The 22,781-nt window shown below is 68.3% G+C and carries 19 protein-coding genes and 1 pseudogene; 8 read left to right on the plus strand and 12 right to left on the minus strand.

From position 1 onward, the window contains the following. The first annotated feature begins 20 nt into the window (after nt 1-20). Together mfd and ACJEIK_RS04670 are read left to right on the plus strand one after the other, a co-directional pair. Nucleotides 21-3,674 (plus strand): transcription-repair coupling factor, encoded by a 3,654-nt coding sequence (gene mfd / locus ACJEIK_RS04665; protein ID WP_061010667.1) that lies wholly within the window; start codon nt 21-23, stop codon nt 3,672-3,674. After that, nucleotides 3,671-4,618, plus strand: coding sequence for a nucleoside triphosphate pyrophosphohydrolase (locus ACJEIK_RS04670; RefSeq protein ID WP_135355191.1), 948 nt, complete (start codon nt 3,671-3,673; stop codon nt 4,616-4,618). Before mfd ends, ACJEIK_RS04670 begins: the two co-directional genes overlap by 4 nt. Here the strand turns inward: ACJEIK_RS04670 and ACJEIK_RS04675 are convergent. After that, a pseudogene (locus ACJEIK_RS04675) lies at nt 4,606-4,722 on the minus strand (alpha/beta hydrolase); the annotation flags it as partial. The gene ACJEIK_RS04670 and the pseudogene ACJEIK_RS04675 overlap by 13 nt on opposite strands. Before the next feature lie 457 nt (nt 4,723-5,179). Here ACJEIK_RS04675 and ACJEIK_RS04680 point away from each other — a divergent pair. Then, nucleotides 5,180-5,467 (plus strand): hypothetical protein, encoded by a 288-nt coding sequence (locus tag ACJEIK_RS04680; protein WP_133427954.1) that lies wholly within the window; start codon nt 5,180-5,182, stop codon nt 5,465-5,467. Here the strand turns inward: ACJEIK_RS04680 and efeB are convergent. The 3 genes from efeB to efeU are packed head-to-tail and all read right to left on the minus strand — an operon-like array spanning nt 5,440 to nt 8,793. Beyond that, nucleotides 5,440-6,711: an iron uptake transporter deferrochelatase/peroxidase subunit gene (gene efeB, locus ACJEIK_RS04685; protein ID WP_061006160.1), complete on the minus strand. Its 1,272-nt coding sequence runs from the start codon at nt 6,709-6,711 to the stop codon at nt 5,440-5,442. The genes ACJEIK_RS04680 and efeB overlap by 28 nt on opposite strands. A gap of 28 nt (nt 6,712-6,739) precedes the next feature. Beyond that, complete coding sequence (efeO, locus tag ACJEIK_RS04690; RefSeq protein ID WP_133427955.1) at nt 6,740-7,900, minus strand: iron uptake system protein EfeO; 1,161 nt, start codon at nt 7,898-7,900, stop codon at nt 6,740-6,742. Then, nucleotides 7,897-8,793 (minus strand): iron uptake transporter permease EfeU, encoded by an 897-nt coding sequence (gene efeU, locus ACJEIK_RS04695; protein ID WP_212812868.1) that lies wholly within the window; start codon nt 8,791-8,793, stop codon nt 7,897-7,899. The genes efeO and efeU overlap by 4 nt, the downstream gene beginning before the upstream one ends. Before the next feature lie 193 nt (nt 8,794-8,986). On the opposite strand from efeU, the gene ACJEIK_RS04700 reads away from it, so the two are divergent. The 5 genes from ACJEIK_RS04700 (at nt 8,987) to ACJEIK_RS04720 (ending at nt 13,254) form a co-directional block, all read left to right on the plus strand. Continuing rightward, nucleotides 8,987-9,712 (plus strand): lytic transglycosylase domain-containing protein, encoded by a 726-nt coding sequence (locus ACJEIK_RS04700; RefSeq protein WP_064859474.1) that lies wholly within the window; start codon nt 8,987-8,989, stop codon nt 9,710-9,712. 99 nt (nt 9,713-9,811) lie between these two features. Beyond that, nucleotides 9,812-11,101: a phosphopyruvate hydratase gene (gene eno, locus ACJEIK_RS04705; RefSeq protein WP_409431123.1), complete on the plus strand. Its 1,290-nt coding sequence runs from the start codon at nt 9,812-9,814 to the stop codon at nt 11,099-11,101. A gap of 23 nt (nt 11,102-11,124) precedes the next feature. Next, nucleotides 11,125-11,820 carry an FtsB family cell division protein gene (locus ACJEIK_RS04710; protein ID WP_061006152.1) on the plus strand — a complete coding sequence of 232 codons (696 nt, stop codon included), beginning with the start codon at nt 11,125-11,127 and terminating at the stop codon, nt 11,818-11,820. Then, complete coding sequence (locus ACJEIK_RS04715) at nt 11,813-12,304, plus strand: DUF501 domain-containing protein (RefSeq protein ID WP_133427959.1); 492 nt, start codon at nt 11,813-11,815, stop codon at nt 12,302-12,304. Before ACJEIK_RS04710 ends, ACJEIK_RS04715 begins: the two co-directional genes overlap by 8 nt. Further along, on the plus strand, nt 12,295-13,254 hold the full coding sequence (locus ACJEIK_RS04720; protein WP_346416171.1) for a Ppx/GppA phosphatase family protein: 960 nt from the start codon (nt 12,295-12,297) through the stop codon (nt 13,252-13,254). Before ACJEIK_RS04715 ends, ACJEIK_RS04720 begins: the two co-directional genes overlap by 10 nt. 348 nt (nt 13,255-13,602) lie before the next feature. On the opposite strand, the gene ACJEIK_RS04725 is transcribed toward ACJEIK_RS04720, so the two are convergent. The 8 genes from ACJEIK_RS04725 to ACJEIK_RS04760 all read right to left on the minus strand — a co-directional run bounded on the left by ACJEIK_RS04725 (nt 13,603) and on the right by ACJEIK_RS04760 (nt 22,559). Then, nucleotides 13,603-14,358 (minus strand): cutinase family protein, encoded by a 756-nt coding sequence (locus ACJEIK_RS04725; RefSeq protein ID WP_133427960.1) that lies wholly within the window; start codon nt 14,356-14,358, stop codon nt 13,603-13,605. 152 nt (nt 14,359-14,510) lie between these two features. Further along, entirely contained in the window at nt 14,511-15,191 is a 681-nt protein-coding gene (locus ACJEIK_RS04730) for a response regulator (RefSeq protein WP_061006148.1), read from the minus strand. Beyond that, nucleotides 15,188-17,716 (minus strand): DUF4118 domain-containing protein, encoded by a 2,529-nt coding sequence (locus ACJEIK_RS04735; protein ID WP_409431644.1) that lies wholly within the window; start codon nt 17,714-17,716, stop codon nt 15,188-15,190. The genes ACJEIK_RS04730 and ACJEIK_RS04735 overlap by 4 nt, the downstream gene beginning before the upstream one ends. Further along, nucleotides 17,716-18,603: a potassium-transporting ATPase subunit C gene (locus tag ACJEIK_RS04740; RefSeq protein WP_267324778.1), complete on the minus strand. Its 888-nt coding sequence runs from the start codon at nt 18,601-18,603 to the stop codon at nt 17,716-17,718. The genes ACJEIK_RS04735 and ACJEIK_RS04740 overlap by 1 nt, the downstream gene beginning before the upstream one ends. Before the next feature lie 2 nt (nt 18,604-18,605). Then, nucleotides 18,606-20,708: a potassium-transporting ATPase subunit KdpB gene (kdpB, locus tag ACJEIK_RS04745; protein WP_409431124.1), complete on the minus strand. Its 2,103-nt coding sequence runs from the start codon at nt 20,706-20,708 to the stop codon at nt 18,606-18,608. After that, nucleotides 20,708-22,378, minus strand: a complete 1,671-nt coding sequence (gene kdpA, locus ACJEIK_RS04750) for a potassium-transporting ATPase subunit KdpA (RefSeq protein WP_409431125.1) — start codon at nt 22,376-22,378, stop codon at nt 20,708-20,710. Before kdpA ends, kdpB begins: the two co-directional genes overlap by 1 nt. Further along, nucleotides 22,378-22,467, minus strand: a complete 90-nt coding sequence (locus ACJEIK_RS04755) for a potassium-transporting ATPase subunit F (protein ID WP_212812854.1) — start codon at nt 22,465-22,467, stop codon at nt 22,378-22,380. Before ACJEIK_RS04755 ends, kdpA begins: the two co-directional genes overlap by 1 nt. Next, nucleotides 22,464-22,559: a potassium-transporting ATPase gene (locus tag ACJEIK_RS04760; protein WP_244872655.1), complete on the minus strand. Its 96-nt coding sequence runs from the start codon at nt 22,557-22,559 to the stop codon at nt 22,464-22,466. Before ACJEIK_RS04760 ends, ACJEIK_RS04755 begins: the two co-directional genes overlap by 4 nt. Between the last annotated feature and the right edge of the window lie 222 nt (nt 22,560-22,781).

Raw genomic sequence — 22,781 nt, forward strand, 5'->3', positions numbered from 1 at the left:
GAACTACAATCGGAGTCATCATGACCTCCCCGGGGCAGCAATCGATCCAAACCCCGTTGGCGGGGCTCGTCCAACTCGCACTCACCGATCCTGGCCTGCAGGAACTGACGCGGCAGGCCGCCGAGGGTGTCGCCGAGCAGGCTCTGGTGGGCCCGGTCAGCGCGCGGCTCCCGGTCGCGGCCGCGCTGGCCGCCGCCGGTCCGGTGCTGGTCGTCACGGCCACCGGTCGCGAGGCCGACGACCTCACCGCCGAACTGCGGGCCGTCCACGGCGACGCCGTGGCGCTGTTCCCGTCGTGGGAGACGCTGCCGCACGAGCGGCTCTCGCCCGGCGTGGACACCGTGGGTGCCCGGCTGACGGTGCTGCGCCGGCTGGCGCGGCCCGACGACGCCCGCCTCGGCCCGCCGCTGCGCGTGGTGGTCACCACGGCCCGGTCGCTGTTGCAACCGCTGGCCGGCGGGGTCACCGACGCCGAGCCGGTGACGTTGACCATCGGCGGTGAAGCCGACTTCGACGACACCGTGGCGCGGCTGGTCGAGCTGGCCTACACGCGCGTCGACATGGTGGGCAAGCGCGGCGAATTCGCCGTCCGCGGCGGCATTCTCGACGTCTTCACGCCGACCGCCGAGCACCCGGTGCGCGTCGAGTTCTGGGGCGACGAGGTCACCGAGATGCGGATGTTCTCGGTGGCCGACCAGCGGTCCATCCCCGAGATCGCGGTCGACACGGTGATCGCGATGCCCTGCCGCGAACTGCTGCTGACCGCGGATGTCCGCGAACGCGCCGCCGAGATCGGGGCGGGCCTGCCCAGCAGCGACAACCAGGTCACCGGCAGCATCGCCGACATGATGGCCAAGCTCGCCGAGGGCATCCCGGTCGACGGCATGGAGGCACTGCTTCCGGTGCTGCGCCCGGGCGAACTGGCATTGCTCACCGACCGGCTGCCCGCCGGTGCGCCGCTGCTGATCTGCGACCCGGAGAAGGTGCGCACCCGCGCCGCCGATCTGATCAAGACGGGCCGCGAGTTCCTGGAGGCCTCGTGGTCGGTGGCCGCCGTGGGCGGCGACGCGCCGATTGATGTTGAGCAGCTTGGTGGTTCGGGTTTCCGGGACTTCGTGGAGGTCCGTGAGGCCGCGGCCGCCGGTGGCCACCCGTGGTGGACGCTGAGCCAGCTGGCCAATGAGTCGGCCGCGGAGGTCGACATCCGGCCCGCGCCGTCGGCCCGCAGCCAGCAGAGCCTCGAGGAGATTTTCGCGATGCTCCGGGCCCACATCGCCACCGGCGGGCTCGCCGCGGTGGTGACCCCCGGTACCGGTACCGCGCACCGCGTTGTCGAGCAGCTCGGCGAATCCGACGTCGCCGCAACGATGTTGGAGCCCGGTGAGGTGCCAAAGCCCGGTGTCGTCGGCGTGCTCAAGGGCCCGCTGCACGACGGTCTGGTGCTGCCCGGCGTCAACCTGGTGATCATCACCGAGACCGACCTGACGGGTAACCGCGCCGGAGCTACCGAGGGCAAAAGGCTTGCCGCCAAACGGCGTAACGTCGTCGACCCGCTCGCCTTGACGGCCGGTGACCTGGTGGTGCACGACCAGCACGGCATCGGCAAGTTCGTCGAGATGACCGAGCGCGTGGTCGGTGGCGCCCGGCGCGAGTACCTGGTGCTCGAATACGCCTCGGCCAAACGTGGCGGTGGATCCGACCGGCTGTACGTGCCGATGGACTCGCTGGACCAGCTGTCCCGCTATGTCGGCGGCACCGAGCCCACGCTGAGCCGGCTCGGCGGTAGCGACTGGACCAACACGAAGACCAAGGCGCGCAAGGCCGTTCGCGAGATCGCGGGCGAGCTGGTGTCGCTGTACGCCAAGCGGCAGTCCGCCCCGGGGCACGCGTTCGCGCCGGACACCCCGTGGCAGGCCGAGATGGAGGACGCGTTCGGCTTCACCGAGACCATGGACCAGCTGACCGCCATCACCGAGGTCAAGTCCGACATGGAGAAGCCGGTCCCCATGGACCGCGTCATCTGCGGTGACGTCGGCTACGGCAAGACCGAGATCGCGGTCCGCGCGGCGTTCAAGGCCGTGCAGGACGGCAAGCAGGTCGCGGTGCTGGTGCCGACGACGCTGCTGGCCGACCAGCACCTGCAGACCTTCACCGCCCGCATGGCCGGGTTCCCGGTGACGGTCAAGGGCCTGTCCCGGTTCACCGATCCCGCCGAATCCCGTTTGGTGGTCGAGGGTTTGAAGGACGGCTCGGTCGACGTGGTGATCGGCACGCACCGACTGCTGGCGACCGGCGTCACCTGGAAAGACCTCGGCCTGGTGATCGTCGACGAGGAGCAGCGCTTCGGTGTCGAGCACAAGGAGCACATCAAGTCGATGCGCACCCACGTCGACGTGCTGACCATGAGCGCCACCCCGATCCCGCGCACGCTGGAGATGAGCCTCGCGGGTATCCGGGAGATGTCGACGATCCTGACGCCGCCCGAGGAACGCTTCCCGGTGCTGACTTACGTTGGGCCACACGACGACAAGCAGGTCGCCGCGGCGCTGCGGCGTGAACTGCTGCGCGACGGGCAGGCGTTCTACATCCACAACCGGGTGAAGTCGATCGACAACGCGGCCGCGCGGGTGCGTCAGATGGTGCCCGAGGCGCGGGTCGTCGTGGCGCACGGGCAGATGCCCGAGGAAATGCTGGAGAAGACCGTCGAGGGCTTCTGGAACCGCGAGTACGACATCCTGGTGTGCACCACGATCGTCGAGACGGGCCTTGACATTTCGAATGCCAACACGCTGATCGTGGAGCGGGCCGACACCTTCGGCCTGTCGCAGCTGCACCAGCTGCGGGGCCGCGTCGGCCGCAGCCGCGAACGTGGCTACGCGTACTTCCTGTACCCGCCCGAGGTTCCGCTCACCGAGACCGCGCACGACCGGCTGGCCACCATCGCGCAGAACAACGACCTGGGCGCCGGTATGGCCGTCGCGATGAAGGACCTCGAGATCCGCGGCGCCGGCAATGTGCTGGGTGTCGAGCAGTCCGGGCATGTCGCGGGCGTCGGCTTCGACCTGTACGTCCGGCTCGTCGGTGAGGCCGTCGAGGCCTACCGGGCCGCGGTTGACGGGAAAACCATTGCGGCCGTGGAGGAACCGAAGGAGGTGCGGGTCGACCTGCCGATCGACGCCCACCTGCCGCCGGACTACATCGCCAGCGACCGGCTGCGGCTCGAGGCCTACCGCCGGCTGGCTGCGGCGTCCGATCACGCGGCCGTGGCGGCTGTCGTCGAGGAGTTGGTGGACCGCTACGGACCGCTCCCCGAACCCGCGCAGCGCCTCGTCGCGGTGGCGCGCCTGCGGCTGTTGTGCCGTGAGTACGGCGTCACCGAGGTGTCCGCGATCTCGGACTCGACCATCCGTCTGACGCCGCTGACGCTCCTGGACTCGGGGCAGCTGCGGCTCAAGCGGATGTATCCCGGCGCGACGTACCGGGCCACCACGTCGACGGTCCAGATTCCCATTCCGCGGGCCGGTGCCGGGGTCGGCGCGCCCCGCATCCGTGATCTGGAGCTGGCCCGCGCGGTGGCCGGATTGCTGCTGGTGCTCGACGGGAAAGCGGCAGGTGAAGTCGACATCACTGACCTGGGAGGTAGCGCAGTGGGAGAATCGGGGCAGTCCAAGTGACGGTCGTCCTGGTCGATCCGCGCCGCCCCTCGCTGATGCCGATCGACGCTCTGGTCCTGCTCACCGGCGACGTGCAGTACACCGAGGAACTACCGGTCAAGGTGCCGTGGTCGTTGCCGGCCGGCCGGCCGGCGTACGGCGACGCCGACAATCCGGCACCGGTGCTGTTGTCCTCCGATCCGGAACATCCGCAGGTGCGGGCCCGGCTCGCGGCCGGCGAGAAACTGATTGCGGCGGACGGTTCGCAGCCCGGAGAGCGGCTCATCGACGCCGTCACGATGATGGACAAGCTGCGCACCAACGGTCCGTGGGAGAGCGAGCAGACGCACGACTCGCTGCGCCGGTACCTGTTGGAGGAGACCTACGAGCTGTTCGACGCGGTGCGGGGCGGCAACGCCGACGACGTCCGTGAGGAACTCGGAGATGTGTTGCTGCAGGTGCTGTTTCACGCCCGCATCGCCGAAGACGCGCCGCTACACCCGTTCGGCATCGACGACGTCGCCGACACCCTGATTCGTAAGCTGGGCAACCGGGTGCCGGCAGTACTTGCCGGACAAGAGATTTCGCTGGAAGACCAGATCGCCCAGTGGGAAGAGCGCAAGGCGCTGGAGAAGGCGGCACGGACGTCGTGCATGGACGAGGTGCCGACGGCGCTGCCGGCGCTGGCGCTGGCGCAGAAGCTGATCGAACGGACCGGCACGGCCGGTTTGCCGTCCGATCTGCTTCCGGCCGGGCTCACCTCGGTGACGCTGGAACCTGGCGTCGACGCCGAAAGTGCCTTGCGCACAGTGGCTCTGGAATTCATCGACACTGTGCGCGAGGCCGAGCGCCGCATCGTCGCCGCCCGCCGCGGCGACGAAGTGGCGGTGGAGTTGGATGCCGCACCGTTGGGCGCGGTGTCAGAGGACGAGTGGCGGGAGCACTGGCCGCCTCAGGACGTCTGAGTCGCGGCCTCGTCGATCAGGTCGGCCACGGCCACCGCCTGCGAAGCCAGCGACGCGTGGCTGGCGTCGAGTTCGATGATCTTGCGCGGGCTGATGCGCTCCGCCGAGGCCGGCTTCAGCCGGGCGTTCAGCCGGCGGTTCGGCGCCCCGCCGCTGCGCTGGCGAAACACCGTGGGCCGCGCCGGCTGAGACGGTGCGCTGCAGCGTCCGAACGCAACTGCACGGCGACTCTCGGGCTGGTTTTCCGCCACCCAGTTGCGTTCGAGCGACGGCGGATCCTGAGCGGGTTGTCGCACAGAGGGGGCGCATCGGTCCGTCTCCTGGCCGGCGACACAAGTGCCTGGTGTGGTGACAGTGACTGCAACAATGCGCCCGCCACCGCGAATGTGCAGCTAGAGCGCCCATTCGGCTGGATCTGCGATCTGTGCGCACGGTCGCGGCCCAACTACCGACACACCCGCAAGGCCCCAGAACTTGGGATCGGTAGCCGCCGGGCCCCGGTGTGATTGCTCCAACGACGCCGACCGACGAGCGTCGGAGAAACCTGAGGAAGGAATCACCATGAAGCTCCCCGCCGCCATCGAACAGCACGTCAACCGCTTCGACCGCCAGCAGAGCCTGATCATCGCGATCAGCACCGGCCTGTTGGCCTTCTGGTCGGGCTACCGCGTCGCCTGGTCGCTGTACCTGACCATGACCTACGACTTCCTGTTCGGTTCGCTGGTCTTCCAGATCGCACTGTGGGGTGTCATCGGTGCCGCCGCAGCGGTCGCGTCGCTCGCGTTCTACAACCGTTACCGCACCGCCGAGCAGCCCGAGTCTCAGCCGAGCAGCGTCGATCCCCAGTAGTCCGACGAACCATCACGCACACCCGGCGGGCAGGCAAAGATGCCGCTGCCGGTGTGCGTGATGTATTCGTTGAGGGCATCGTTGTCGGACAACGACTTCTGCATCGGGATGAACGATTCGGCCGGGTTGCGGACGAACGCGATGAAGAACAGGCCCGCGTCCAGGTGGCCGAAACCGTCTGAGCCGTCGGTGAAGTTGTACCCGCGGCGCAGGATCTTCGCGCCCTTGTTGGCCTCGGGTGAGGCCAACCGCACGTGCGAGTCGACGTCGATCAGCGGTGCGCCGTCGGCGCCCTTGCTCTCGAAGTCGAGCGGGGTGAACTCGTCGGTGTACCCGTTGGGTGCGCCGTTGCCCTTCTGCCGCCCGATAACCCGCTCCTGCTCCGCGAGCACCGTGCGGTCCCACGATTCGATGAGCATCCGGATGCGGCGGCTGATCAGATACGCGCCGCCGGTCATCCAGGCCGGTCCGTCGCCGGAGCCGACCCAGACGTGCTGGTCGATGGCCGCGGTGTCCTCGGCCTTCAGGTTGTTCGTTCCGTCCTTGAACCCGAACAGGTTTCGTGGCGTGGACTGTGTGACGGTGGTCGACGACGTGCGGCCGAACCCGAGCTGCGAGTACCGCACCGCGACCGTGCCGAAACCGACGCGGGCCAGGTTGCGGATGGCGTGCACCGCGACCTGCGGGTCGTTGGCGCAAGCCTGCACGACGATGTCGCCGCCGCAGCGCTTCGGGTCGAGCGTCTCGTTGCGGAACTTGGGCAGGTCGACCAGATGTGCCGGCCGCTGCCCGTCGATGCCGAACCGGTCCTTGCCGTCCTTGCGGAAGAACGTCGGGCCGAAGCCGATCGTGAGGGTCAGCGCAGAGGGTGAAAGCCCAAGGGCCTCACCGGTATCGGCCGGCGGGGCGTACGGATTGAGCCCGATGGCCCCGTGCGCGACGGCCTCCTCGCCGAGCGTCATGCGCTCGGCCATCTCGGTCCACTTCTTCAGCATCGCGACGACGTCGGCCTTCTTGTCCGTCGTGACGTCGAAAGTGGCGAAGTGCATCCGGTCCTGCGCGGCGGTGACGATGCCCGCCTGGTGGGTGCCGCGGAACGGCACCGGCTTGGTCAGGCTGTTGTCGACGACGGCCGCGGAGGAACGGCCGGCCAGCGCGCCGGTGGCGGCGGCGCCGACGACGGCGGCCGTCACCCCGGCAGCGCCGAAGAGCTTGCGCCGGCTGAGCCCACCGGACTCGGTCACGGTCGGCTCAGCGGTCGCCGGCTGGGGCTCACTGCTTGGCGACGACACCCTGCACCTCGCTGACCTCCTTGCTCAAGGCGTCGACGGCGCGCGAAAGTTCCTGCCGCTCAGGCTCGGTCACCTTGTCGTACGAGATGAAGCCGTCGCCCTGGCGCCACTTGTCCAGCAGCTTCTGGACATTCTCGAAGGCCGCGTCGACGTCCTTGCCCAGCTGCGGGTTGCGCTCGTCGAGGATGGGGTCCACCGAGCCGACCGCGGTGCGCGAGCCCTCGATGTTGGCCTGGATGTCCCACAGGTCGGTGTGGCTGAAGATGTCTTCTTCGCCGGTGATCTTGGTCTTGGCGATCTCGTCCAGCAGTTCCTGCGCGCCACCGGCGATCTTGGTGGAGTCGATGGTCCACTTCGGATCCTTGACGCCGGCCTCGAGCTCCTTGACGTCGGCGACCAGCTGGTCGGCCAGGGCGTTGGCGTCAGGCTGCAGGCCGGTGACCCACAGCTGCTTCTCCAGGACATGGAAGCCGGTCCACTTGTCGCCGGGCTTGACGTCGGCTTCGCGCAGGTCGATCCGCGGGTCCAGGTCATCCGGGAACGACTCGGCGACCGGCTCGATGCGCTCGTAGAAGGTACGGGCCTTCGGGTACTGCGCCTTGGCGCCGGCGACGTCACCCTTCTTCACGGCGGCGGCGAACGCCTCGGTGGCGGGCACCAGGGCGGTGGTCTGCTCGACGACGTACTTCTTGTAGAAGTCCGCGGCGTCCTTGAACTTGCCGGTGTCGTCGATCTTGACGGTGTCGCCGGTGACGGTGAAGTCACCGCGGATGCCGTCGCCGACCATGCCGGGCTTGCACGCGGTCTTGTAGGTGCCGGCTTCGGGCAGCTGCACGATCAGCTTGCGCTGCAGGCCGGGGGAGACGTTCTCGATCTCGCCCATGACCTTGTCGCCCGGGCCGTAGACGTAGAACTCGGTGACCTTGGTGCCGTTGTTGGTGACGACGAAGGTGCTGGTGCCCGTCTTCGCGGACGTCGCCGACAGCTTGCAGGCGTCGTCGGAGGCGGTCACGGTGATCTCGCCTGCGGCGGACTTGTTCTCGTCCGACTTGGAGGAGCACGCGGAAACCGCGGTCAGGCCGGCGAGCAGGGCGGCGGAGGCGGCCACGCCGGTCTTGACGTTCAGGGCAGCGAGTTTCACTTAGCGGACCTTTCGAGGGTTGCAGCGGGGGCGGGTTTGGCTGCGACGGGTCGCAGGAACAGCGTCAGGACGACCACGAGGTAGGCCAGCCAGCAGACGAACTGCAGGATCGAGGGGGCGGGGCTGATGTTGAAGACGCCCTGGATCACCTGGCCGTACCACGACGACCAGTTGAAGGCGCCGGTCATGTCGAAGGCCTTGGCGCCCAGGCCGGGCAGCCAGCCGACGGTCTGCAGCGCATGGATGGCGTACGACAGGATGCCCGCGGCGACGACGACGAGGAACGCGCCGGTGTACTTGAAGAACTTGGCCAGGTTGATCCGCACCGCGCCGGCGTACATGCCGTACGCGACGACGACGGCGATGAGCAGTCCGATCACGAGTCCGGCCAGCGGCCAGGCGGTGGACGCGTTGGCGTAGCCGACCATGAACAGCGCCGTTTCGACGCCCTCGCGGCCGACGGCCAGGAACGCGAGCGTGGCGACGGCCATGCCGCCGGTCTCCAGGGCGCGCGCCATGTCGCTGCGCAGCTCGCCGGAGATGGTGGCCGCGGCTTTGCGCATCCACAGCACCATGGTCGTCACGATGATCACCGCCACCAGGGAGGCGACGCCGGCGATGGCCTCGGCGGCCAGGCCGGAGATGGTGTTCTCGCTGAGCTGGATCGTCAGGAACACACCGATGGTCATCGCGATGGCTGCGGCGACGCCGAGCCAGACCCACTTGAGGGCGTCGCGGCGGTCGGATTTCACGAGGAAGGCGATGAGGATGGTGACGACGATCGCAGTTTCCAGGCCTTCGCGAAGCCCGATCAGCAAGCTGCCAAATAGCTGTGAGGAAACGCCGGGGCCGGCGGCGACCAGCGATGTCGAGACCGCGAAAGTGGTGGTCATCCGCAATCCTTAGATAGACTAAACGGCAACACAGGTTTGCCTTGCCAAAGGAAGGCAAGCCAACCTTATCAGCGGATGGGCGACCGTCGTACCTTCGTGCCGGAAAGCTTGCGCTTCGGGGTGCGCTCAGCCCGGCATGCGACGATGACGGGACGACGAATCCGTCGAAATCTCTGGGTATAGGGGAGTACCGGTGTTGCGAGCGCGATGGCTGCAGGCGAGCGCTGTTGTCGCCGCGACGGCGCTCCTGATGGCCTCGAGCTGCTCATTTCAGCCCGGCTACCTGCGCGGAGTGCCGCCGCCACCCGGGCCCGCCGTGCCCCCGATCAACACTCATGTGAAGGGTCGGGGCGCGGACCAGCTGCATGACTGGGCCGAGCATCTGGCACCGCCTCTCGGCATTCCGGTCATGGCGCTGGAGGCCTACGGGTACGCCGCGCGCGTGGCCGAGGTCGAGAACCCCAAGTGCCACATCGCGTGGACGACGCTCGCCGGCATCGGCATGGTCGAGAGCCATCACGGCACCTACCGCGGCGCGACCATCGCCCCGAACGGCGACGTCACGCCCCCGATCCGCGGTGTGCCACTCGACGGCACCATGAACAATCTGCGGATTCCGGACTCCGACTCGGGCAGCATGGACAGCGACGACGCCGTCGACCGCGCCATGGGGCCCATGCAGTTCATCCCGGACACCTGGCGGTTGTACGGCGTTGACGCCAACAACACCGGTTTCGCCAGCCCCGACAACATCGACGACGCCGCGCTGTCGGCGGCGGGTTACCTCTGCTACCGCGGCAAGGATCTGTCCAGTCCGCACGGCTGGATGGACGCGCTGCACGCCTACAACCTGTCCGACGACTACGCTCGCGCCGTGCGGGACTGGGCGACGGCGTACGCGAACGGGCACCAGAGATAGGTCTGCGAATAGCTACCGGTAGCTGACGCACTTCACACCCTGGCACCGTTTAGGCTGATGGGCGTTCGCACGAGTCCGTGACGCCAAAGGGAGACCCAAGTGCCAATCATCGAACAGGTCGGAGCCCGCGAGATTCTCGACTCTCGGGGAAATCCGACGGTCGAGGTCGAGGTCGCTCTGACCGATGGAACCTTCGCTCGCGCGGCGGTGCCGTCGGGTGCGTCGACCGGTGAGCACGAGGCTGTCGAGCTGCGCGACGGCGGCGCCCGTTACCTCGGCAAGGGTGTCGAGAAGGCTGTCGAGGCCGTGCTCGACGAGATCGCGCCCGCGGTCATCGGCCAGGCGGCCGACGACCAGCGCATCATCGACCAGGCGTTGCTGGACCTGGACGGCACCCCGGACAAGTCGCGCCTGGGCGCCAACGCCATCCTCGGCATCTCGCTGGCCGTGGCCAAGGCCGCTGCCGACTCCGCCGGCCTGCCGCTGTTCCGCTACATCGGTGGCCCGAACGCCCACATCCTGCCGGTGCCGATGATGAACATCCTCAACGGTGGCGCGCACGCCGACACCGGCGTCGACGTCCAGGAGTTCATGGTCGCCCCCATCGGTGCGCCGACCTTCAAGGAGTCGCTGCGCTGGGGCGCCGAGGTCTACCACTCGCTCAAGTCGGTGCTCAAGAAGCAGGGGCTGTCGACGGGTCTGGGTGACGAGGGCGGTTTCGCTCCCGACGTCGCCGGCACGCACGCCGCGCTCGAACTGATCAGCACCGCCATCGACGCCACCGGCCTCAAGCTGGGCAGTGACGTGGCGCTGGCCCTGGACGTCGCGGCCACCGAGTTCTACACGGACGGAACGGGTTACGCCTTCGAGAAGCAGACCCGCACCGCCGAGCAGATGGCCGAGTTCTACGCCTCACTGCTCGATGCGTTCCCGCTGGTGTCCATCGAAGACCCGCTGTCCGAGGACGACTGGGACGGCTGGGTCGCGCTGACCACCGCCATCGGTGACCGCGTGCAGCTCGTCGGCGACGACCTGTTCGTCACCAACCCGGAGCGTCTGGAAGAGGGCATCGAGAAGGGCGCCGCCAACGCGCTGCTGGTGAAGGTCAACCAGATCGGCACGCTCACCGAGACCTTGGACGCCGTCGCCCTGGCGCACGCCGCCGGCTACAAGTCGATGATGAGCCACCGCAGTGGCGAGACCGAGGACACCACCATCGCCGACCTGGCCGTGGCGTGCAGCTGTGGCCAGATCAAGACCGGTGCCCCGGCCCGCAGCGAGCGCGTCGCCAAGTACAACCAGCTGCTCCGCATCGAGGAGACCCTGGGCGACGCCGCGCGTTACGCCGGCGACCTGGCGTTCCAGCGTTTCGCGGTGGAAGCCAAGTAGTTTCGCGGGTCTGACCTACCGACATGGCCGATCCCAAACGGCGTACCCCCGCCTCTCGCCCCGCCAAACCCGGCGAGGCGAAGCGGGGGCGTGCCGGGGCCGGCACGTCGGCGGCCAAGGCGGGTAACCGGCCCAAGGCCGAGCCACGGCGCGTCCCGGACAACCTGCCGGTTCCGGTCACCGAGCCCATCCGGCAGGCCTATGCGGAGTCGGTCGAGCACCATGCCGAGCAGCGGCTGGGGTCGGCGGCGCGGCGCGCGGCGATCCTCGCCGTCGTGGTGTGCGTGCTGACCCTGACCATCGCCGGGCCGGTCCGCACCTTCTTCGCGCAGCGCACGGAGATGCAGCAGCTGGCCACCGCCGAGTCCCAATTACGTTCGCAGATAGCCAATTTGGAGCAACAGAAGGTGAAGCTGGCCGACCCGGTGTACATCGCCGCGCAGGCCCGTGAGCGGTTGGGCTTCGTGATGCCAGGCGATATCCCGTATCAGGTGCAACTGCCTCCCGGCGCCGTCACGACACCGGTCGCACCCGCGCCGTCGCCCACCGCGAAGAGCAACCAGCCCTGGTACACCGCGCTGTGGCACACCATCGCCGATCAGCCGCACGGGCTGACGCCGGCTCCGGCCGTCGTCCCGCCCGGCCCGGACGGCGTCACCCCGGACCCTGACGTGCCCCCGACCGATCTGCCCGCACCCCAGGCGCCGCCCGGTGGTTGACGCTGCTGATCTCGAAGCCGTTGCGGCCCAATTGGGGCGGGAACCGCGTGGCGTCCTGGAGATCGCCTACCGCTGCCCCAACGGCGAGCCCGGCGTGGTCAAGACCGCGCCGCGACTGCCCGACGGAACCCCTTTTCCCACTTTGTATTACCTGACGCACCCGGCGCTGACCGCGGCCGCCAGCCGACTGGAGTCGTCGGGCCTGATGCGGGACATGACCGAACGCCTGCAGGCTTCCGAAGAGCTGGCGGCGGCGTATCGGCGCGCGCACGAGTCGTTCCTGGCCGAGCGGGACGCCATCGAGTCGCTGGGCACGACCTTCTCCGGCGGCGGCATGCCCGACCGGGTCAAGTGCCTGCACGTGGTGATGGCACATTCGCTCGCAAAAGGACCGGGTCTCAACCCCTTTGGCGATGAGGCGTTGGCGTTGTTGGCGGTCGAACCGGCGATGGCCGGGATTCTGGATCCGAAGGTGTGGGTGTGAGTTCGCGGGTTGCGGCGGTCGACTGCGGTACGAACTCGATCCGGCTGCTCATCGCGGACGTGGCCGACGGCCGGTTGCGGGACGTCCACCGCGAGATGCGGATCGTCACCCTCGGTGAAGGTGTCGACGCCACAGGCGAATTCGCGCCTGCCGCGCTGGCCCGGACCGAAGCGGCGCTGACCGACTATGTCGAGACGATGCTGGCGCACGACGTGACCAAGGTGCGGATGGTCGCCACCTCCGCGGCTCGCGACGCCGGGAACCGCGACGAGTTCTTCGCCATGACCGCGCGCCAGCTGGGTCGGGTGATGCCGGGGGCCGTGGCCGAGGTGATCACCGGGACCGAGGAAGCGGCGCTGTCGTTCCGCGGCGCCGTCGGCGAATTGGACCCGGCCACAGGGCCTTTCGTGGTCGTCGACCTGGGTGGCGGCTCGACCGAAGTGGTGCTCGGCGGGACCGGTGCCGCGGTTGCGGATGTGGTCGCGAGCTTCTCGGCCAACATCGGCTGCGTCCGGCTCACCGAGCGCTGCCTGCAGACCGACCCGCCCACCGCCGACGAGGTCGCGGCCGCACGTGCCGTGGTGCGGGAGAAGCTGGACGAGGCTCTGGGCGTCGTGCCCATCGAAGGTGCCCGGACGTGGGTCGGTGTGGCCGGCACGTTCACCACGGTTGCCGCGCTGGCCCTGGGGCTACCGGAGTACGACTCCGAGGTGATTCACCTGTCCCGCATCGGAATTCCGGATGTCGTCAAGGTGTGCGATGAACTGATCGCGATGCCGCGGGCGCAACGCGCCGAACTCGGCCCCATGCACCCGGGCCGCGTGCCGGTGATCGGCGGCGGCTCCGTCGTCGTCGAGGAATTGGCCCGCGAATTCGGTCAGCGGGCGGGGATCACGGAATTGGTGGTCAGCGAGCACGACATCCTGGACGGCATCGCGCTGTCGGTCTGACGCCGAGCGTGGGGGCCTACGCGGAAAACCGAAGCGAATCCCTCGTCAACCCCCACGGTCGACGGTCGAGAATCCTGACTAGACCTTGCAGTTCGGGCGGTTGTGGCAGTGGTGTCCGTCGCGGCAGGCGTTGCACTGACAGCCACAGGTCGACACGTTCTTGGTGGAAACCTTCATTACTGATCACCCCTGTTTGTCTCGGCTTATCGAGATATGACTACCTCACCATAGTTCGATCGCGGGATGGAGTGAAGGTCACGGGAGCGACCGGCGCGACGGTGTCATGACAGACCGACGGCCGGAACCAGTCCTCGTGAGACTGGCTTCCGGCCGTCGGCAGGGGGTGATTCAGTTGGCTGAGTCGTCCGACGTCTGGACCATCGGGGCGGCGGGAGCGGCAGGCGCGCCCAGCTGGCGGGCGACGAAGTCCGCAGCCTGGTTGGCCATGCCGTTGAACTTGTAGGCGCTGTGAGCGGAACGGTCCATGCCGCCGCCACAGATCGGGTCGCCGGGGGCGCACAGCTGGATGGTCTTGCCGGCGTAGGCGCCGCCGATGTTGATGGCGGGCGCACTGCGGTCGGCGACGCTCAGCACGAACGGGCTCGGGGTGCCGAACAGGACGACAGCGGCGACGTGCGAGGCGACCGACGCGGGCATCGGGCCGGAGATGCCGGCGGGCAACGCGAATCCGGCGGGAACGCTGCTCATGGTGCTGTAGCCGGCGACGGCCGCGCCCTGCGAGTAGCCGCCGATGACGATCTTGGTGGCGGGGCACGAGGCGGCGATGGACTCGATGCGGTTGGTGGCGTCGGCGACGCCGTCAGCGGCGGCACCGAAGTCCAGGGAGGCCGGGTAGTTCACGCCGTAGGCGTCGATGTTGCGACCGGGCATCCGGGCGTTCAGTGCGTCGACGAAGGCTTGGCCGGTGGCTCCGACGCCGGGGGCTTCGAAGGTACCGCGGGCGAAGACGACCTCGACGTTCGCACAGGAGTCGTCAGCGGCGTTGGCGGTCGCGACCGGGCCGGCGATGGCGCCGGCGATGATCGTGAAAGCGGCCACGGCGGTCAATGCCACCTTGCCGGCCGCGTTACGAATGGCGCTCATGTTGTTTTCCCCGTCCTTGAAGTTCCAGTTGCCTGGTATAAGCCGAACGGGGGAGCTGCGATTCCGCGCGGTCGTGTGACGTACCGCATACCTAGGGTGACTAAGCACTGGGGATGACCAGGGGCCTCGAATGCGTTGGATTCGGGCCGGCGCTACTCCTGGAAGCGGTACCCCATCCCGGCCTCGGTCAGCAGGTGTTTGGGGTGTGACGGGTCGACCTCGAGCTTGCGGCGCAGTTGCGCGAGATACACCCGTAGATAGTGGGTCTCCTTGGCATAGGCCGGACCCCACACCTCTTTGAGCAGCTCCTCGCGGCCCACGAGCTTGCCGCGGTTGCGCACCAGCATCTCCAACATCCCCCACTCGGTGGGCGTCAGATGCACCTCGACTCCGCTGCGCGTCACGCGTTTGGCCGCCAGATCGACGGTGAACGACGATGTCTCGACGACGGGCTCGTCGGTCTCGGACGCGGCCGCACCCCGTCGCACCGCGGCGCGGAGCCGGGCCAGGAACTCGTCCATGCCGAATGGCTTGGTGACGTAGTCGTCGGCGCCGGCGTCGAGGGCCTCGACCTTGTCCATGGAGTCGGTGCGCGCCGACAGCACGATGACGGGCGCGGTGAGCCAGCCGCGCAGCCCGGCCAGCACGTCGATGCCGGACATGTCGGGCAGGCCGAGGTCCAGGATCACGACGTCGGGCTTGTGTTCGGCGGCCGACTTCAGGGCCTCGGCGCCGGTGGCGGCGACCGAGACGTCGTAGCCGCGCACCGACAGGTTGATGCGCAGCGCACGCAGAATCTGTGGTTCGTCGTCGATGACCAGAACCCGTGTCACACCCGATCCTTTCCCGCGGCTGCCAGGTCCACCACGACCGTCAGCCCGCCACCGGGAGTGTCGGTGGCAGAGATGGTGCCGCCCATTGCTTCGACAAAACCGCGCGCCACCGAAAGGCCAAGTCCCACACCGGTGCTGTTGTCGTGGTCGCCGAGGCGCTGGAACGGCGCGAACAGTTGTTCCTCGGCGCCGCGGGGGATGCCCGGCCCCTCGTCGACGATGGTGACCAGCACCCGCTCGCCGACCTGTCCGGCGTTCACCCGCACCACGCTGCCCGCGGAGTAGCGCAGCGCGTTGTCGATGAGGTTGACCAGCACCCGCTCCAGCAGTCCCGCATCGGCCAGCGCGACGGCGTCGCCCACTTCGACCTTGACCCGGTCGAGGCCGCGGTTCGCGTAACCGGTTGCTCCGCGGCTGATTCCGAGCAGCGCCCGCTGCACGACCTCTTCCATGTACACGCGGCGCAGCTCGGGCTTCACGACGCCGGCCGCCAGTCGCGACGAGTCGAGGAGGTTGCCCACCAGCGCGGTCAGCTGATCCACCGATTCCTCGATGGTGGCCAGCAGTTCGGCGGTGTCCTCGGGCGAGAATCCGACGTCCTCGCTGCGCAGGCTCGACACCGCGGCCTTGGCCGCGGCCAGCGGGGTGCGCAGGTCGTGGCTGACGGCGCTGAGCAGGGAGCGGCGCAGTTCGTCGGCCTTGGCGAGCGCCTCGGCGCGGCCGGCTTCCTCGGCCAGGGCGCGCTGGCGCACCAGCCCGGCCGCCTGCCGTGCGACGGCGCCGAGCACCCGGCGATCGCGCGCCTCGGTCTTGCGGCCCGCCATCAGCAGCCAGTATTCGTCGTCGCTGACCTCGATGGCGGTGTCGGCGGAATCGACTGTCACACAGGGGTCTTTGCCGACACAGGCGACGATGCCGTCCTCCTCGTGCAGCAAGCTGACGGCCCGTTGCGCGTACGTCTCGCGGACGCGTTCGAGCAGCGTGGTGAGGTCGGCGCCGCGCAGCACGCTGCCGGCGAACAGGGCCAGCAGCTCGGCTTCCTGGGAGGCGTGCCGGGCCTCCCTGGACCGTTTGGCGGCGCCGTCGACCAGCGCGGCGACGGCGACCGCGACGGCCAGCAGCACGACGATGGTCAAAGCGCTGTCGGGGTCGGCGATGGTGAAGCTGTAGCGCGGCGCGACGAAGAAGTAGTTGAGCAGCAGGCCGGACAGCACCGCCGACAACGCGGCCGGGGCGACACCGCCGAGCAGCGCGACGACCAGCACGCCGATGAAGAACACCGCGCTCTCGCCGCCGACGTGCAGGAACGGGTCCAGCAGGGAGGCGATGGCGGTGATGATGGCGGGCACGACGAGGGCGGCCAACCACGACGTCAGATGGCGCTGCCCGCGGGTTGCCGTCGACCACGACCAGCCCGGCTGGGACTGCTCATGGGTGACCATGTGCACGTCGATCTTGCCGGAGTTCTGGACGGTCTTGGCGCCGATGCCCTCGTCGAAGAGCCGGGCCCAGCGCGAGCGTCGTGACCTGCCCAGCACCAGCTGGGTGGCGTTCATCTCGCGCGCGAAATCCAATAGGGCACTGGGCACGTCACCGTCGCTGCCACCGACGACGGTGTGCAGCGTGGCGCCGAGGCTGGCGGTCAGTTCGCGCACCTTGCCCATCTGCGGGGCGGAGACGCCCGTCAGGCCGTCGCCGCGGACGACGTGCACCACCATCAGTTCGGCACTGGATTTCGAGGCGATGCGTGACGCGCGCCGTACCAGCGTCTCGGATTCGGGGCCGCCGGTGACCGCCACGACGACGCGTTCGCGGGCTTCCCAGGTATCCGAAATATTGTGCTCGGCGCGGTATTTCGCGAGCGCGGCGTCGACCTGGTCGGCCAGCCACAGCAGCGCCAGTTCGCGCAGGGCGGTGAGGTTGCCCTGCCGGAAGTAGTTGGACAGTGCCGCGTCGACGCGTTCCGGTGCGTACACGTTGCCGTGGGAGAGTCTGCGGCGCAACGCTTCCGGCGTGATGTCGACGAGTTCGATCTGGGCGGCACTGCGCACCACGGAGTCCGGCACGGTCTCCTGCTGCTCGATGCCGGTGATCTGGGCGACGACGTCGTTGAGGCTCTCCAGGTGCTGGACGTTGACGGTGGAGATGACAGTGATGCCGGCCGCGAGCAGTTCTTCGACGTCCTGCCAGCGTTTGGCGTTCTTGCTGCCGGGCGTATTGCTGTGCGCCAGTTCGTCGACCAGCACCACCTCGGGGTGGCGGGCCAGCACCGCGGGGACATCCAGTTCGGCGAACGTCCCGCCGCGGTAGTCGATGAACCGCGGCGGGATCCGTTCGATGCCTTCCAGCGCCTGGGCCGTCTTCTTGCGCCCGTGTGTCTCGACCACGGCCGCCACGACGTCGGTGCCGCGCTCGAGGCGGCGGTGCGCCTCGCCGAGCATCGAGAAGGTCTTGCCCACGCCGGGGGCCGCACCCAGGTAGATGCGTAGCTCGCCCCGCTTGTCCGGCGTTCCCATGTCTCCCATCATCCAATACGGGCTGGGTGCTTCTGGTCCAACGCGAGATTCAGCTGCAGGACGTTGACCCGCGGCTCACCCATGAAGCCCAGTACGCGGCCGGTGGTGTTGTCGCGCACCAGCGCCCGGACCTCGTCGGCGGAAAGGTGCCGCGCCTTTGCGACCCGGTCCACCTGCAGGTCGGCATAGTCTGCCGAGATGTCGGGATCCAGGCCGCTGCCGCTGGCGGTGACTGCATCGGCCGGCACCTGCGGATCGGCGGGCGCCGCGCCGCGGATCGCGACGATCTGGCCGGCGGTGTAATCCGCGCCGTCCGTGGCGCATTCGACCCGCACGCCCTCGTACGTCGCCAGGAACGGCACCTTGGTGGTGGCGCACGGCTGGTTGACGCTGACCACCTTGGAGGGGTGGGTGACGTTGCCGGTGGCGTCCCGCGGGCCGATCACCGACAGCACCGCGCCCACGCCGTCGGCGGTGCAGAACGGACGGGCTCCCGCGGCGCGGTCCAGCCCTTCGGCCTCGGCGACGGCGTAGCTGCGGGTGCACACCTGGGTCAGCAGGCTCGGCTTGCCGGCGGCGTCGACGATGCTCTCCGGTCCGAGATTGCCCGCACCGCTGGCCATCGGGTCGTACCCGGTGCCGGCATTGGACGGCCGGCTCTGGAAATACTGCGGCAGCGCATTGCCTTTGGCATCGGTGAACAGCTGGCCGATCAGGGAGCTGCCGACCACCTTGCCACCCGCCGTGACGAGCGAGCCGTCGGCCTTGTCCTTGAGCCCGGGCAGCTGGGCGATGGCCCAGACGAGCACCGGGTAGGCCAGACCGGTGATGACGGTCAGGACCAGTAGCGCCCGCAGGGCGGCGCTGTGTACGCGAATCAGGTTGCCAATGTTCATGATTAAGACATCCCCGGGATGAACTGGATGAGCAGGTCGATGAGTTTGATGCCGATGAACGGGGCGACGATGCCGCCCAGGCCATAGACGTACAGGTTGCGGCTCAAGAGCTTTGACGCACTGCTGGGGGTGTACCGGACACCGCGCAGCGACAGCGGGATCAGCGCGATGATGACCAGGGCGTTGAAGATCACCGCCGACAGGATCGCCGACTGCGGGCTGTGCAGCCGCACGATGTTCAGCAGATCCAGGCCGGGGAACAGCGCCACGAACATCGCCGGGATGATCGCGAAGTATTTCGCGATGTCGTTGGCGATGGAGAACGTGGTCAGGGCGCCGCGGGTGATGAGCAGCTGCTTGCCGATCTCGACGATCTCGATGAGCTTGGTCGGGTCGGAGTCGAGGTCGACCATGTTGCCGGCCTCTTTGGCCGCCGAGGTGCCGGTGTTCATCGCGACGCCGACGTCGGCCTGCGCCAGGGCGGGAGCGTCGTTCGTGCCGTCACCGGTCATCGCGACGAGTTTGCCGCCGGCCTGCTCCTTCTTGATCAGCGCGAGCTTGTCCTCGGGGGTGGCCTCGGCGAGGAAGTCGTCGACCCCGGCCTCGTCGGCAATCGCCTTGGCGGTCAACGGGTTGTCGCCGGTGATCATGACGGTGCGGATGCCCATCTTGCGCATCTCGTCGAACCGCTCGCGCATGCCTTGCTTGACGACGTCCTTGAGGTGGATGACGCCGAGGACTTCGGCTCGCCCGTCGACGACCCGACCCACCACCAGCGGGGTACCGCCTGCCGCGGAGATGCCGTCGACGATCTCGCCCAACTCAACGGGCACAGTGCCGCCGTTGGTCCGAATCCAGTCGGCGACCGAGTTGGCCGCACCCTTGCGCAGCTTCTGGCCGTCGTGCAGGTCGACACCGGACATGCGGGTCAGGGCGGTGAACTCGACCCACGTGGCGTCGGTCAGCTCTCCCGGGGTGCGGGCCCGCAGGCCGTGAGCCTGCTTGGCGTACACCACGATCGACCGGCCCTCGGGGGTCTCGTCGGCGAGGCTGGACAGCTGTGCCGCGTCGGCGAGTTGTTCGGCGGTGACGCCGGGCACCGGGAGGAAGCCCGCGGCCTGCCGGTTGCCGAGCGTGATGGTGCCGGTCTTGTCGAGCAGCAGGGTGTTGACGTCACCGGCGGCTTCGACGGCACGACCCGACATGGCGAGCACGTTGCGCTGCACCAGCCGGTCCATGCCGGCGATGCCGATGGCCGACAACAGTGCGCCGATCGTGGTGGGAATCAAGCACACGAGCAGCGAGACCATCACGATGCCGGTGACGCCGAAGCCGTCGAGCGCCTCGGTGTCCGGCACGCCGGGGTTGTTGGCCTTCGAATAGATGGCCAGCGGCTGCAGCGTCGCGACGGCGAACACGAAGATGATCGTCAGCGCGGCCAGCAGGATGTTGAGCGCGATCTCGTTGGGCGTCTTCTGTCGGTTGGCGCCCTCGACCAGCGCGATCATGCGGTCGACGAAGCTCTCGCCCGGCTTCTGGGTGATCTGTACGACGATCCGGTCGGACAGCACCGTGGTGCCGCCGGTGACAGCTGACCGGTCGCCACCGGACTCCCGGATGACGGGCGCCGACTCGCCGGTGATTGCCGATTCGTCCACGGAGGCAATGCCTTCCACGACGTCGCCGTCACCGGGGATGACCTGCCCGGCTTCGACGACGACGATGTCGCCCTGCTGCAGCAGGGGCGCGGCGATCTCTTCCTCGGTACCGGCGTTGCCCGGCGCCCACCCGACCAGCTTGCGGGCCATGGTGTCGGACTTGGTCTTTCGCAGGCTGGCGGCCTGCGCCTTGCCACGTCCCTCGGCGACCGCTTCGGCGAGGTTGGCGAAAACGACTGTGAGCCAGAGCCAGAACACGATCAGCCAGGCGAACCAGCTGGAGTTCAGGACGGCCAGGACCGTCGACCACACGGCGCCGACCTCGACGATGAACATCACCGGGTTGCGCCACAGGGTGCGGGGGTCCAGCTTGCGCAGCGCGTCCGGCATGGACTTCCACAACATCTTCGGGTCGAGCAGGCCGCCCTTTACAGCGGTATCGGACATCAGTGAATTCCTTCAGCAAGGGGGCCGAGCGCCAGCGCCGGCAGGAAGGTCAGGGCGACGAGAATCAGCGTCACGCCGGCGACCATGCCGACGAACTGGGGTCGGTGCGTCGGCAGCGTGCCGATGGACGGGGGAGTGCTGCCCTGCTTGGCCAGCGAGCCGGCCAGGGCCAGCACCAGGATCATCGGTAGGAAGCGGCCGATCAGCATCGCCAGGCCCAAAGCCGTGTTGTACCAGACCGTATTGACCGACAGGCCGGCGAACGCCGAGCCGTTGTTGTTGGCCGCGGAGGTGAAGGCGTACAGCACTTCGGACAGGCCGTGCGGGCCCGAGTTCAGCATCGCCGCGCGTTCACCCGGCAGGGCCATCGCAAATGCGGTGCCGGTCAACACGATCAGTGGCGTGACCAGAAAATAGCTTGCCGCGAGCTTGATCTCCCGCGGGGTGATCTTCTTGCCCAGGTATTCGGGGGTGCGTCCGACCATGAGGCCGGCGACGAACACCGTGATGACCGCGAGGATCAGCATGCCGTACAGGCCCGACCCGGTACCGCCGGGCGCGACCTCACCGAGCTGCATGTTGAACATCGTCATCATGCCGCCCAGCGATGTGTAGGAGTCGTGGAACGAGTTCACCGCCCCGGTGGAGGTCAGGGTGGTGGCAGTGGCGAATACCGCCGAATTGGCCACGCCGAAGCGCTGTTCCACGCCTTCCATGGATGCCCCGATGGCGGTGGGGACGGTGCCGTGATGCTGGGTCTGGAACACCAGCATGAGGCTGGTGCTGATGACGGCCAGCACTGCCATCACGGCGACGATCGCGTAGCCCTGCTTGCGGCTATCCACCATGCGGCCGAACGTGCGTGGCAGCGAGAACGAGATCACCAGCAGCAGGAAGATTTCCACCCAGTCGGTCCAGGCCGTCGGGTTCTCGAACGGGTGCGCCGAGTTGGCGTTGAAGAAGCCGCCGCCGTTGGTTCCCAGTTCCTTGATCACTTCCTGGCTGGCCACCGGACCGCCGGTGATGGTCTGCTGCGCGCCGGCCAGGGTATCGGCGATCTGGTCGTGCAGGTGGAAGTTCTGGATGGCGCCGCCGGCGATGAGAATCAGCGCGGCAATAACGGCCAGTGGCAACAGGATTCGGATGGTGCCGCGCACCAGGTCGACCCAGAAGTTGCCCAGTTCGGTGGCGTGCCGGCGGGCGAACCCGCGCACCAGGGCGACGGCCACGGCCATGCCGACGGCAGCCGAGACGAAGTTCTGCACCGACAGACCGGCCATCTGCACCAGGTGGCCCTGCGTCGTCTCACCCGAGTAGGCCTGCCAGTTGGTGTTGGTGACGAAGCTGACGGCGGTGTTCCACGCCAGATCGGCCGTCAGCGGGGTCGCGGGACTGTTGAGGTGCAGCGGCAGCACGCCCTGCACGAGCTGGAAGAGGAAGAGGAACAACAGGGAGACGGCCGAGAAGGCCAGCGCGCTGCGGGCGTAGGCGCCCCAGTTCTGCTCGGCCTCCGGGTCGGCGCCGATCACCTTGTAGATGAGACGTTCGGAGCGCGAATGCTTTTCGGATGTGTACACGCGGAACATGTAGTCGCCCAACGGCACATGCACGGCGGCGAGCGCGACGATCAGGGAGAGCAGGAACGCGATTCCTGCGGCGGTGGGACTCACTAGAACCGCTCCGGAAACAGCAAGGCGGCGACCAGGAACAGTGCGATCACCAGACACAGCACCAGGCCGATGGCGTTGGCGAGGTTCACAGGCGCTCGACCGCCTTCTGGATTACGCCGAGCAGCGCGAAAATCGCGACCGTCAGCAGCACGAACACCACTACAGACATGGGTTCTCCCACACGTAAACGGGTCGCCGGCCCTCGGCGACCTCGTCAGCATCGGCCCGCCGGAGGGGACATCCCGCGATCTTGACGCCTTCTTTACGGCCGGCCCGGCTTCCTTTACGGAATTCCGCCCCGAGCGCCGGGCCCGAGGTGCGCGCGGTGCGACAAATGCCTGGTCATGTGATGTTTTGCACAACGAACTGGGGCGGTGCCGGGACATTTACGGGCAGCGCGGCC

It is taken from the genome of Mycobacterium sp. SMC-16 (assembly GCF_046250085.1).
Lineage (GTDB): Bacteria > Actinomycetota > Actinomycetes > Mycobacteriales > Mycobacteriaceae > Mycobacterium > Mycobacterium phocaicum.